Here is a 12,748-nt window from a genome sequence, read left to right as displayed (position 1 = left end):
GCGCGAAAGCTTGGGTATGGAAGTGCCAGAAACTGAAAAAATCCAGTTAATTTACTAACTATAAATAAAAGAGTGCTGATTAGTGAATCGCTCAAAAGACATTTCTAAAAGCAATTTAGCCTGGCGGTATTGGTTTCTGCTGGGCTTTTTGGCTTTGTGTGGTCTCGCACTTTTTTATCGTGCGATAGACTTGCATGTTTATGAGCAGGCATTTTTAGCAGAGCAGGGTGATGCACGTACTATTCGCTTTGAAACGCTGGATGCTCATCGTGGCGTAATTATGGATCGCCATGGTGTGCCTTTGGCGGTTAGCGCTCCGGTTGAAACGGTTTATGCAGATCCTCGTTATCTGAACGTGAATGTTGCCCAAGCTAAAGCCTTGGCTGAAGCGCTTGGACAAAGCTATGAGAAACTGGCCGACAAGCTAGAGCGCAGCAAAAATAGGCACTTCATCTACCTTAAGCGAAAAATGGCGCCTCATGAAGTAAGCAAAGTGCTTGCTTTAAATTTAGATGGGATCTATAGCAAACGAGAATACAAGCGATACTATCCAGCGGGTGAAGTGGCTGCTCATGTTGTCGGTTTTACTAATATTGATAAGCACGGCCAGGAGGGGATTGAACTCTCCTATGATGACTGGCTAAGCGGCGAACCGGGAAAGCGCAGAGTCCTGAAAGACAGAAAGCAGCGAGTGATCAAAGATTTTGGTGCTGTAAAAACAGCTAGCCCAGGAAAGGATATTCGTTTGAGTCTAGATATGAGGATTCAATATCTGGCTTATCGAGAACTCAAGGCTGCCGTCGAGACTCATAAAGCGAAAGCCGGGTCGATAGTCGTACTCGACATTCACTCAGGCGATGTTTTAGCGATGGCAAATCAGCCCTCCTATAACCCAAATAATCGTAGCAATATAAATGTTGCGCATTTGAGGAATCGAGCGATCACCGATGTATTTGAACCGGGCTCGACGATGAAGTTAGCAACGATAGCCGCGGCATTAGAGACAAACAAATACACACTGAATACCCGCCTGGATACATCTCCGGGTTATTTGCGTTTAGGGCGTAAGTCAATTCGAGATCACAGAAACTACGGTGAGCTAAGTGTCCTTAATATTATTGCCAAAAGTAGTAATGTTGGAACCAGTCGTATAGCGCTGGATCTTAGTGGTGATGTCGTTTGGGATATGTTTAGCCGGCTTGGTTTTGGGCAGGGAACGGGAATTGGCTTTCCTGGAGAGAGTATAGGTTCTTTGCCAGACTCTTCGCATTGGCAGCCAATTGAAGTTGCAGCCATGTCTTATGGTTACGGTCTGAATGCTACCGCACTGCAACTTGCCCAAGCTTATATGATATTAGGGAATGGTGGTGTAAAGCACCCTTTGGGTCTTGTTTATCGTGAAGAGCATTACCCAGGAGAGCAGATTTTGAGCTCGGATGTTTCTGATTCCTTGAGAAAAGCTATGAAGGCTGTTGTTGCCAAGGGTGGAACAGGAACGCGAGCGCAATTGCCAATGTATGGAGTCGGAGGCAAAACGGGCACTGTTCACAGTGTAGGAAGCTCGGGTTATGAAGAGAGCCAGTACAAAGCGCTGTTTGCCGGCGTCGCGCCAATAGATAAACCCGAAGTCGCCATGGTGGTAGTGATCGATGGTCCGCAAGGTGCGGAATATTATGGTGGTGAGGTTGCGGCGCCAGTTTTTTCACGAGTTGTGAATGGCACGATGCGCTTGCTTGATGTCAGCCCCGATAAAGAAAGTTCAGCCTTGTCTTCTGGCAAATCAATTTTAGCGAGCAGAGGGTAGTATGCAAAATATCTATGCTCACTCATTGGTTGATTTGCTCCGAGGTATTTGTAATGTGCCTGCAGCGCTGGATACACGAGTTTCAGGTATTTCGATCGATAGTAGAAAAGTTCAAAAAGGTGATGTGTTCATTGCGATTGCTAGTGATGAAGCTCAGCTTGAGCTGTACGTTGCAGAAGCTATTGAACGCGGTGCAAACGCAGTACTACGCGATGGAAATACTAACTGCCGAATATATGAAGATAAAGCAGCGATAGAGATCTGCTTGCAGGGCCTTCGCCAGAGTATGGGAGAGATAGCGGCTCGCTTCTTCTTTAGGCCAAGTGAAGAAATTAAAGTAATCGGTGTCACCGGTACGAACGGCAAGACCTCAGTAGCAAACCACCTTGCCTCTTACATATCCCAAGGACCGCATAAGTGTGGCGTGATGGGAACCTTGGGTTATGGCTTGCTTGGTGAGGAGACGGAAGCTCTGGTTGCGACCGGTTACACGACACCCGATGTGATCGAGGTGCATCGGCATTTGGCTAATATGCGTGACGCGGGTGCAAAGTTTGTAGTGATGGAAGTATCTTCGCACGGCTTATGTCAGAACCGGGTAGATGGCGTCCAGTTTTATGGAGCAGTGTTCACCAATTTGACTCGTGATCACTTGGATTACCATGGTTCAATGTCCGACTACGCGCAAGCCAAGCAGAAGCTATTTCAGAACACGAGCTTGGCCTTTGCAGTACTAAATCGAGATGATGACCTGTTCAGCGATTTTAAAGCCGCTGTTACGCCAGGCACAAACATTACGAGTTATGCGGTTTCAAGTAAAGCTGCTGATGTTGCGGTATTGACGAACGAGCTTTCGTCATCGGGTATACACGCATTGATCAAGGCTTCAGTAGGTCAGGTAATGATCGACTCCCCATTGCTGGGCGAATTTAACTTAAGCAATTTGTTAGCTGTGCTTGCAGCTGCCACGGCGATGAACGACCTCGAAAGCGTTGAGTCGCGAGTTAAAAAGATTAAAGCGGTTGATGGCCGTATGGAAGTGCTTCGGTCTGTGAATCAACCTACAGTCGTAGTTGATTATGCACATACACCTGATGCTTTGGAAAATGTACTTAAAACGCTAGCGCCTCTTTGCAGTGGCTCTCTAAGGGTGATATTTGGTTGTGGTGGTGACCGTGATCAAGGAAAACGCGCCGAGATGGCAAGAGTTGCCGAAGCGTTTGCAGATGACATTGTCCTCAGTGATGACAATCCACGAGGAGAATCACCAGAAGCAATCATCGCAGATATTTTAGCGGGCTTTGCGCAGCCATCGAAGGTGGAAGTGATACACGAGCGACGAATGGCAATACAGAAAATGCTCGAAAAGTCAGTAGCAGATGATGTCATTCTTGTGGCGGGTAAAGGTCATGAAACGTGGCAAGAAGTGAAAGGTCAGCGCCACTACTTTAGTGATATCGAAACTGTGCGCGAATTGATTTCGGGAGCAGCTGTTCTTCCTAAGGCGCTAGAGGAGGTCATTAATGATTGATGTCATGACTTTCTCCTCTTTGGCTAAAGCTTTGCCGGGTACTTTATTGGGTGATGATACGGGCTTTACTTGCCTATCTATTGATTCACGTACCGTTAACGAAGGTGATGTTTACTTGGCCTTAAAGGGCGAAAGATTTGATGGGCATGAATTTATTGTTGATGCGCTGCGAAAGGGCTGTGCAGGTGTTATTGGCGAACAAGATTTAGCAAGTGTATCGCAGTATTTCGAAGATAAGGGGATGACAGCCAAACAGATTTCATATTTACAAGTTAACGATACTGACAAAGCGCTTGCTTCAATTGCTTCACTTAATCGACAGAGGTTTTGCGGAAAGTTAGTTGGTTTGACGGGGTCAGCAGGCAAAACCAGTACTAAGAATATGTTGAAAGCTGTTTTATCAGAATACGGCAAGACCGCGGCAACGAAGGGTAATTTCAATAACGAAGTGGGTGTGCCGCTAACTTTGTTAGACATAAATGCTGAACACCAGTTTTCAGTTGTGGAAATGGGAGCGAGAGCGAAAGGTGATATTGCCTATCTAAGCAATATGGCCCGACCAGATGTTGCAATGGTTTTGAATGCTGGCAGCGCTCACATTGAAGTATTTGGTGATTACGAAGCGATCGTCGAAGGCAAAGGAGAAATTTATGACTCCTTAAGCGCTGACGGCGTTGGAATAATAAACTTCGATGACCCAGCCTATATGACTTGGTTAGAGCGCTTGGGAGGAAGGCAAAGTTTGTCTTTCTCACAGGAAAGTGAAAATGCTGATGTCTTTGCAAGTGATGTTGAATGTGAAGCCGAAGGAAGCTGCTTTACATTGAATTATCACGAAGAGAGCGTAAGGGTTGGTTTACCTGTGCCAGGTTTGCATCAAATCCAAAATGCTCTCGCAGCAGCGACTGCTGCAATTGCTGTTGGATGCGACTTGGAAGGTGTAGCAAAAGGCTTGGCAAAGGTTGAGTCGACAGAAGGGCGTATGAATACAGCTGTCATTAATGATATCACTTTATTAGACGACAGTTACAACGCAAATCCGGCTTCGATGAAAGCAGCCCTTAATGTCTTGTCTATGCAGGCGGGGTATCGAGTTGCCGTGCTGGGTGAAATGGCCGAACTTGGTGCTCATGCGCATGACGCGCATATAGATGTCGCGACTTATGCGCTTGAATTAGGAATCGAAGAGTTTTGCTTGATAGGGCAATACGCAAAACAGATGAGTGAAAGTATTGGTGAGAATGCATTGGTTTTTGAAGACAAAGCCTTGCTTGCAGAGCACCTAGTGAAAGATCAGCACAAAAATAAGATCGTGATGATCAAAGGGTCCAGAAGCGCAGCAATGGATGAAGTTGTAAATTTAATTAAGAGAAGAGTTCACTAATGCTGTATTGGTTGTCATCCGTTTTATCTGAAACATTTGGGTTCTTGTCGGTGTTTCAGTATTTAACCTTGCGAGGAATCCTAGGGGTTTTAACTGCCCTGATGATTTCCTTATGGGTTGGCCCGATGATGATCAAGAAGTTGAGCCATTATCAAATTGGTCAGTCTGTAAGGGATGATGGTCCTCAGTCTCACTTAAGCAAAGCGGGTACGCCAACGATGGGCGGTACTCTAATCATTGTTGCTGTGGCGATTAGTACTTTGATCTGGGGAAATCTGGGTAACAAATATGTCTGGATTACACTATTCGTGACACTGTCATTCGGTGCGATTGGTTGGGTAGATGACTATCGAAAAGTGGTTGAAAAGAACTCTAAAGGTTTACCAGCGAAAGCAAAATACTTTTGGCAGTCAGTTTGTGGTGGTGCTGCGGCATTGCTTTTGTACTTTACAGCAGATCTACCTCAGGAGACCGCGTTAATTGTACCGGTATTTAAGGATTTTGTTTTTGATTTAGGGCCCATGTTCATCGTCTTAAGTTACTTCGTCATCGTTGGGACAAGTAATGCCGTCAACCTGACGGACGGTCTTGACGGCTTGGCGATTATGCCTACGGTTCTCGTGGCGAGTGCCTTAGGTATTTTTGCGTATGTATCAGGTAATAGTGTGTTTGCGGAATATCTACATATCCCTTATCTGCCAGGTACGGGTGAGTTAATCGTTTTTTGTGGTGCCTTGTTAGGTGCCGGTTTGGGCTTTCTTTGGTTTAACACCTATCCCGCTCAAGTATTTATGGGGGATGTTGGCGCCTTAGCGTTGGGTGCCGCCTTGGGTGTTGTCGCTGTGATGGTAAGGCAGGAAATTGTTTTATTCATTATGGGGGGCGTATTTGTGATGGAAACCGTATCGGTCATTCTGCAGGTCGCTTCGTTTAAATTGACCGGGCGCAGAATATTTAGAATGGCTCCCTTGCATCACCATTTTGAATTAAAAGGTTGGCCAGAGCCTCGTGTAATCGTGCGTTTCTGGATAATCACCGTGGTATTGGTATTAATTGGTCTTGCGACCCTGAAAGTTAGATAAGGCAAGCTGTGAATACAATTGTGACAGATAAGAAAGTCGTTATTGTCGGTCTTGGTAAGACCGGGCTTTCGTGCGTGCGCTTTTTAGCGTCGCAAGGCTGTCAGCTATGTGTCATGGATAGCCGTGAAGAGCCGCCCGGGCTTGAAGGCTTGCATGCTGATTATCCGAATGTTCAATGTATAACAGGTGGCTTTGACCAAGAGCTTTTGTGCTCAGCAACTGAAATCATTCTGAGCCCGGGAATTGCACTGGCAACACCAGAAATCCAGGCCGCTATCAAAAGCGGTGTGCGAGTTCGAGGTGATATCGACCTGTTTTCCGAAGCCGCTAAGGCGCCGATTGTTGCGATTACCGGCTCTAATGGTAAAAGTACCGTCACAACTTTGCTGGGTGAAATGGCAGAGCAGGCAGGGCTAAATGTTGGTGTTGGTGGAAACCTAGGGACCCCAGCACTTGAGTTACTAGATAACTCGTGTGAGCTATATATTCTAGAACTATCCAGTTTTCAGCTAGAGACGACAGACCATTTAAGTGCAGAAAGCGTTGTTATGCTAAATCTCTCTGAAGATCATATGGATCGCTATGAGAGCAAAATTGCATATTTACAGGCTAAGCAACGTATATTTTTTGGCGCTAAAAAAGTCATTGTTAATGATGATGAGGTGCTCAGTCAGCCCTTACAAGCTGAAGGAATGGAGCTGCTTCACTTTGGCTTGAATAGAGCAGACTTAAATAAGTTTTCCTGTATGGACATTGATGGCCAGCGTCATCTAGTGAAGGGCTTTGACAGTATTTTGCCCGTAAAAGATTTGAAGATCTGCGGCGAGCATAATCTTTCGAACGCGCTAGCTGCTTTGGCATTAGGAACATCTGTTGGCTTGCCTATGGATGCGATGGCGAATGCTCTGAAAAGTTATAAGGGGCTACGTCACCGTTGTCAGCATATCAGGTCTGTAGACGGTGTTGATTATATCAATGACTCAAAAGGAACGAATGCGGGTGCAGCCCAAACAGCCATTAGCAGTATTGGTGCGAATTTAGATGGAAAGGTACTGCTAATTGCCGGAGGCGATAGTAAAGGTGCTGATATTTCCGGCTTGCTCGAGCCTATGCAAAAGTTTGGGAAACTGGCGCTGCTATTTGGACAGGATGCGGAGTTAATAGAAGCTGTTTTAAAAGATAAGGTTGAAACGCTTCGTGTTGCTAACCTGGAGCAGGCAGTTCAACAAGCCAAGGCGCGGGCAGAAGAAGGTGACGCTGTGTTGTTGTCTCCAGCGTGCGCAAGTTTCGATATGTTCAAAAGTTACGAGCAGCGAGGCGATATGTTTGAGCAGGAGGTTTTGGCCTTATGACACTTTCTATCGCTAGAGCTGGCATGCCTGGATTGCTGCAAAGCAAAGACTCGCTTCGCATTGAACCACGTACAGATCATGTCATGTTGTTCGTTAGTGTTCTATTGCTGCTGACTGGCTTGATTATGATTGCATCGGCTTCGGTAGATATTGCGGATGCCAGAAATGGAAACCCATTTCACTATGTGATTCGCCACGGCATTTTCATTGTCTTGGGTTGTATCGCCGGCGTATTTACTTACCAGTTGCCATCTTCGTGGTGGCAGAAGACTGGCTGGCTTGCGCTGAGTTTGTCTTTACTAATGCTTTTGGTGGTCATTCTCCCAGGCGTTGGTAAAACAGTTAATGGCAGTACACGCTGGATTAGTTTAGGTAGCTTGAATTTTCAGCCTTCTGAATTGGCGAAGCTTTTGTTGGTGGCTTATCTCGCAGGCTATTTAGTGAGACGTTTAGATGAGGTGCGTACAACATGGTGGGGCTTTGCAAAGCCGATGTTGGTCTTGGCTTTGGTTGCCTTATTGCTGCTTAGTGAGCCGGACTTAGGTTCTACCGTTGTAATTGGTTGTGCCTTTCTGGGAATGATTTTCCTCAGTGGTGCGAGATTAGGGCAGTTTATTATTCTGATTCTAGGCTGTTTAGCATCTGTGGCCTTACTGATTTATTCGCAGCCCTACAGATTAAAGCGTTTAGTGGGCTATACCGATCCTTGGGCAGATCCCTATGGTAGTGGATATCAGGTGATTCAGTCTTTGATCGCATTTGGGCGTGGGGACTGGTCGGGCGTAGGTTTAGGCAACAGTATTCAAAAGCAATTTTACTTGCCCGAGGCTCATACCGATTTCGTTTTTGCCATTATGGCAGAAGAGTTTGGTTTGATTGGTACATTGCTTGTTGTTTCGTTGTTTGTCGTTTTGGTCTACAGATCCTTACGCATAGGCTATTTGGCAGAAAAGAAAAAGCAATTATTCAGCGCCTATTTTGCCTACGGCATTGGCATCTTATTCGCGGTTCAGTCTTTTATAAACATAGGCGTCAATATGGGCTTACTACCGACTAAAGGTCTGACACTGCCATTGGTAAGTTATGGCGGTAGTAGCCTGATTGTGAGTTGTATGTGCATAGGTGTTTTGTTAAGAATTCACCGTGACCTGATGCTGATCGAAGATGAGCCAGACTCAGAACAGGCCCGAGACAAGGAGCTTATCCATGCGTGATAAAACATTCCTTGTGATGGCTGGTGGCACTGGCGGACATGTATTTCCAGCCTTAGCAACGGCAAAGAAACTAATGAGCCGCAATGACAAAGTTGTTTGGCTAGGTTCAGTCGGTGGTATGGAAGAGCGAGTAGTGCAAGATGCTGGAATTCCTTTTTACGGTATTTCTGTCAGTGGTGTTCGCGGTAAAGGCATATTAAGCAAAGCCTTAGCACCCTTGAAGATCGCTAAAGCCGTTTTCCAGGCTTTATTAGTGCTTAGGAAAACAAGACCCGATGCCGTGTTAGGTATGGGAGGCTTCGCTTCTGGGCCTGGTGGCTTGGCGGCAAAACTCTTGGGTAAGCCTTTATTGGTTCACGAACAGAATGCCGTAGCAGGAATGACCAATAAAGTACTCGCGAAAATGGCAGATTCAGTGATGTCAGCTTTTCCTGAAGCCTTTGAAGATGCGAGTAAAGTTGTGCTGACTGGCAACCCATTGAGAGATGAAATCTGCGAGTTATTTTATTCAAGCAAAGACAGTGTTTCGAAATCTCGGCCGATCAGAGTGCTGGTGTTGGGTGGGAGCCTTGGAGCTGCCAGATTAAACGAAGTGCTTCCTGGTGCGATGAGCTCTTTGGGGGCAGAAATTAGACCGGAAATTTGGCACCAGACAGGGCGTAATAAGTCCGAAGGCGTGGCTGCAAGTTATGAAAAGTATGGTGTCAAAGCTCAGGTAAGTGAGTTTATTGATGATATGGCCGCAGCCTATCGCTGGGCTGACTTTGTGATCTGTCGAGCCGGTGCTTTAACCATATCTGAACTATGTGTGGCGGGCTTGGGAGCGATCCTCATCCCTTATCCTCATGCGGTCGATGACCACCAAACGCTCAATGCCCAGTATATGACCAAGGGCGGTGCGGCATGGTTATTAGACCAACAGGATTTGAGCGAGTCGACCTTGAGTGAGGTCTTGGCTCCTTTATTTAGTAAACCCGAGAGAATATCGATTTTGTCCGAGGCAGCAAGAAAATTAGCCAAAGCAGACGCAACAGAGAATGTAGCCAGTGAATGTAGGAGAGTCTGCTATGCCTGATAAACCAAATGCGAGTGTACTAAAGCATGCAGGAAGCATGGTATTGAGTGAAATTCCAGAGATGCGCCGTATCAGTCTGATCCATTTCGTAGGTATTGGTGGCGCGGGCATGTGCGGAATTGCAGAAGTGCTACGTAACCAGGGTTACCAAATCTCGGGTTCAGATTTAAATGAGTCAGCAGTGACAAAACGACTCGCTTCATTAGGAGTGAAAATCTATTTTGGGCATGATGCGGAAAATGTCGCACAAGCCGATGTAGTAGTGGTTTCTTCTGCGATTGATGAAAACAACCCGGAAGTGGCTGCAGCCAGAGAGCACCGTACGCCAATTGTTCCGCGAGCAGAAATGCTGGCTGAAATAATGCGTTATCGTCACGGTATCGCGATTGCGGGAACGCATGGCAAAACAACTACAACCAGTTTGATTGCATCGGTACTCGCCGAGGCAGGTTTAGACCCTACGTATGTGATCGGTGGTCGCTTAAATAGCGCGGGTACCAATGCAAGTCTGGGTGGGTCTCGATACCTGGTTGCTGAAGCAGATGAGAGTGATGCGTCATTCTTGCACCTTACACCGATGATTTCAGTGGTTACAAATATCGAAGCGGATCATATGCATACCTATGGTGGCGACTTCTCAAAGCTTAAACAGACCTTTGTAGACTTCCTTCATAACCTGCCGTTTTACGGTGCTGCGGTGATGTGTGTAGACGACCCAGTAGTAGAAGAAATAATGCCTCAGGTATCACGTGCCGTCCTTACTTATGGTGTGTCAGAAAGTGCGGATTATCGGGCGCATAATATTCGCCAAGACGGTATGCACAATCGCTTTACCGTACAGAGACCGGCGGGTATGAATGACCTGGATATCACGCTACAAATGCCGGGGCATCATAATGTTCTGAATGCACTGGCTGCTATCACTGTGGCGAGTGATGAGGGTGTTGAAGATGCCGCAATTCAAAGAGCCTTGGAAAGTTTCCAAGGGGTAGGGCGTCGTTTTCAGGTGTATGGCGACTACGCTGTTCAACGACAAGATACTGAAGCGAAGAGCGCTTCAAAAGTTATGTTGGTTGATGATTACGGGCATCACCCAAGTGAGGTGGAAGCGACACTCCAGGCGATTCGTGCGGGTTGGCCAGACAAACGATTGGTCATGGTTTTTCAACCGCATCGTTATAGCCGTACCAGTGACCTATATGAGGACTTCGTAAAAGTTCTCGCCAAGGTGGATGTGTTGCTATTGATGGAAGTTTACCCCGCTGGCGAGACACCAATTCCAAGTGCTGATAGTCGCGCATTGTGCCGCAGTATTCGTCAGCGTGGTGGTGCTGAGCCAATTTATATCGATGGTGGTCACCAGGTAGATGAGGTAGTGCCGAACCTGGAAAAACTTTTGTCCACAGTGCTTCAAGACGGCGACTTATTACTTACTCAGGGGGCGGGTAGCGTCGGTCAGATAGCTATTCGTTTGTCGGAAGATGGCGAGTTGTTGGAGGCTTGTTCATGAGTTCAGTGGCGGACAAGCTAGGTAAAGTTGCCGTTATTATGGGAGGAACCTCGGCGGAGCGCGAGGTGTCTCTGAAAAGTGGTCAGGCTGTCCTGGATGGCTTGCTGCGTAAAGGTGTTGATGCCTTCAAACTGGATTTTGGTGGAGAGATTGAAGACCTGGTCAAACACATGCCTTTTGACCGGGCATTCTTAGCGCTTCATGGACGTGGTGGTGAAGATGGCACGATACAGGGTGTTTTAGAGACCCTGAATATTCCGTACTCCGGTAGTGGTGTAATGGGCTCTGCCATTGGCATGGATAAGACACGAACTAAGTACCTTTGGCAGGGGATGAATTTACCGACACCTAAGTTTAGTTATGTAGAGAAGTTGAACCCGGAAATGCTCACCCGCCTGGTTTCATTGATGGGTTTCCCGTTGGCAGTTAAACCTTCTCGTGAAGGGTCATCGATTGGTGTGTTTAAAGTAAATAATCAGACACAGCTGGAAGCCGCAGTAAGTAAGGCTCTGGAAATGGATGAGCAAGTGCTTTTGGAGCAGTGGATAGAAGGTGATGAATATACAGTTGGCTTGTTGAATGGTTCGCCATTACCGGTAATTGGCTTAAAAACCAGCCATACCTTTTATGACTATGAAGCGAAGTACGAGTCAGATTCTACACAATATTTATTACCCTCAGGCTTATCTGATGAAGAAGAGCAGAGTCTGGGGAATTTGGCGGAAAGAGCATTTAGTGCCTTAGGCTGTTCTGGCTGGGGGCGTGTCGATGTAATGCGCGATAGCAAAGGGCGCTTTTGGTTGTTAGAAGTTAACACCATACCAGGAATGACCAGCCATAGTCTGGTTCCTATGGCCGCGAAAGCTTCAGGTTTAGAGTTTGATGATTTGCTACTGGAAATACTGAAGTCAGCAGTGACAAACAAGCGCTTAAGCAAGAACAATAATAATGATAAAGGGGATAGTTAGATGGCACATAATGCTGCAATTCATGTAATGGGGCAGGGCGCTCAGTTGGCAGAAGGAAACGCTGTACGTGAAGAGACTGTTTTGGTGCTCAAGCGTGTTCTAACTGTGACGCTAATTTGTTTAGCGCTACTTGTATTACTGACTAAAAGAGACAGTCTGATACAAGTAGTTGACCACCCTATCTCATCGATCAAGGTAACAGGCGCGTTTTCTTATCTGAACGAAAGTGAAGTGACACAAGCGTTGAGTGGTTTAGTCGGCGCCGGATTTATAGCGACTGACTTAAAAGACGTTCAAACACGAGTAGAGGGCTTGGCCTGGGTTAACAGTGCGACTGTGAGTAGAGTCTGGCCGGGCGAAATCAAGCTGCTAATAAATGAACAAGTTGCGGTGAGTCAGTGGAATGACGGAGCGTTGCTCAATGCAGAAGGTGTTGTCTTTAAGCCTGCTGAACTAAGAAGTGATTTATTGGTTTTACCGCAACTGATCGGCAGTGAGCAGTTCAGTGCGTCGAAGAAAAATATGATGTATTCAACGCTCGGAGTACTACAGCAAGGCCTTAAAGAGTATGGCTTGGCTATTAGAGCGCTGGAATTGAAACCTAGAAATGTCTGGAATATGACCTTGAGTAATGGTGTGGCGGTCGCAATGGGTGAAATTAAGCTACAAGATCGCGAAGGGCAGCAGAACCTTGAAGCCAAGCTGGAACGAGTTGGTAAGGTTTTCAGCTCCAGAGCAAATATTGACGTGGCGAATATTAGCCGAATCGACGCTCGCTACCCGAACGGTGTAGCGATCAAGTGGCGATCCGGTAAAAAGTAAGAATTA

General features: G+C 46.5%; 10 protein-coding genes. All 10 read left to right on the top strand.

The features are described from left to right. Window positions 1-82 precede the first annotated feature (82 nt). Genes A3766_RS22285 through A3766_RS22240 form a run of 10 tightly spaced genes read left to right on the top strand, consistent with a single transcriptional unit; the run spans window position 83 to window position 12,742 of the window. Window positions 83-1,804 (top strand): penicillin-binding protein 2, encoded by a 1,722-nt coding sequence (locus A3766_RS22285; protein WP_068642985.1) that lies wholly within the window; start codon window positions 83-85, stop codon window positions 1,802-1,804. Between the two features lies 1 nt (window position 1,805). Continuing rightward, window positions 1,806-3,335, top strand: a complete 1,530-nt coding sequence (locus tag A3766_RS22280; RefSeq protein ID WP_068516379.1) for a UDP-N-acetylmuramoyl-L-alanyl-D-glutamate--2,6-diaminopimelate ligase — start codon at window positions 1,806-1,808, stop codon at window positions 3,333-3,335. Continuing rightward, window positions 3,328-4,719, top strand: a complete 1,392-nt coding sequence (gene murF / locus A3766_RS22275; protein WP_068516376.1) for a UDP-N-acetylmuramoyl-tripeptide--D-alanyl-D-alanine ligase — start codon at window positions 3,328-3,330, stop codon at window positions 4,717-4,719. Before A3766_RS22280 ends, murF begins: the two co-directional genes overlap by 8 nt. Then, window positions 4,719-5,801 (top strand): phospho-N-acetylmuramoyl-pentapeptide-transferase, encoded by a 1,083-nt coding sequence (mraY, locus tag A3766_RS22270; RefSeq protein ID WP_068516372.1) that lies wholly within the window; start codon window positions 4,719-4,721, stop codon window positions 5,799-5,801. The genes murF and mraY overlap by 1 nt, the downstream gene beginning before the upstream one ends. Before the next feature lie 8 nt (window positions 5,802-5,809). Then, window positions 5,810-7,153: a UDP-N-acetylmuramoyl-L-alanine--D-glutamate ligase gene (gene murD / locus A3766_RS22265; RefSeq protein ID WP_068516369.1), complete on the top strand. Its 1,344-nt coding sequence runs from the start codon at window positions 5,810-5,812 to the stop codon at window positions 7,151-7,153. Further along, window positions 7,150-8,367, top strand: a complete 1,218-nt coding sequence (ftsW, locus tag A3766_RS22260) for a putative lipid II flippase FtsW (RefSeq protein ID WP_082885796.1) — start codon at window positions 7,150-7,152, stop codon at window positions 8,365-8,367. Before murD ends, ftsW begins: the two co-directional genes overlap by 4 nt. Continuing rightward, on the top strand, window positions 8,360-9,442 hold the full coding sequence (gene murG, locus A3766_RS22255) for an undecaprenyldiphospho-muramoylpentapeptide beta-N-acetylglucosaminyltransferase (RefSeq protein ID WP_068516366.1): 1,083 nt from the start codon (window positions 8,360-8,362) through the stop codon (window positions 9,440-9,442). The genes ftsW and murG overlap by 8 nt, the downstream gene beginning before the upstream one ends. Continuing rightward, on the top strand, window positions 9,435-10,952 hold the full coding sequence (murC, locus tag A3766_RS22250) for a UDP-N-acetylmuramate--L-alanine ligase (RefSeq protein WP_082865279.1): 1,518 nt from the start codon (window positions 9,435-9,437) through the stop codon (window positions 10,950-10,952). Before murG ends, murC begins: the two co-directional genes overlap by 8 nt. Then, window positions 10,949-11,920: a D-alanine--D-alanine ligase gene (locus A3766_RS22245; RefSeq protein ID WP_068516364.1), complete on the top strand. Its 972-nt coding sequence runs from the start codon at window positions 10,949-10,951 to the stop codon at window positions 11,918-11,920. Before murC ends, A3766_RS22245 begins: the two co-directional genes overlap by 4 nt. Next, window positions 11,921-12,742 carry a cell division protein FtsQ/DivIB gene (locus tag A3766_RS22240; protein WP_068515626.1) on the top strand — a complete coding sequence of 274 codons (822 nt, stop codon included), beginning with the start codon at window positions 11,921-11,923 and terminating at the stop codon, window positions 12,740-12,742. Window positions 12,743-12,748 lie beyond the last annotated feature (6 nt).

The sequence above is a fragment of the Oleiphilus sp. HI0132 genome, from assembly GCF_001635845.1.
The sequence above is the reverse complement of the archived record's forward strand: the minus strand, read 5'-3'. Positions and strand labels throughout refer to the sequence as shown.

Coding starts and splice junctions, on each gene's coding strand:
- A3766_RS22280 (WP_068516379.1), top strand. CDS start 1,806: ATGCAAAATATCTATGCTCACTCATTGGTTGATTTGCTCCGAGGTATT.
- A3766_RS22240 (WP_068515626.1), top strand. CDS start 11,921: ATGGCACATAATGCTGCAATTCATGTAATGGGGCAGGGCGCTCAGTTG.
- mraY (WP_068516372.1), top strand. CDS start 4,719: ATGCTGTATTGGTTGTCATCCGTTTTATCTGAAACATTTGGGTTCTTG.
- murC (WP_082865279.1), top strand. CDS start 9,435: ATGCCTGATAAACCAAATGCGAGTGTACTAAAGCATGCAGGAAGCATG.
- A3766_RS22245 (WP_068516364.1), top strand. CDS start 10,949: ATGAGTTCAGTGGCGGACAAGCTAGGTAAAGTTGCCGTTATTATGGGA.
- murG (WP_068516366.1), top strand. CDS start 8,360: ATGCGTGATAAAACATTCCTTGTGATGGCTGGTGGCACTGGCGGACAT.
- murF (WP_068516376.1), top strand. CDS start 3,328: ATGATTGATGTCATGACTTTCTCCTCTTTGGCTAAAGCTTTGCCGGGT.
- ftsW (WP_082885796.1), top strand. CDS start 7,150: ATGACACTTTCTATCGCTAGAGCTGGCATGCCTGGATTGCTGCAAAGC.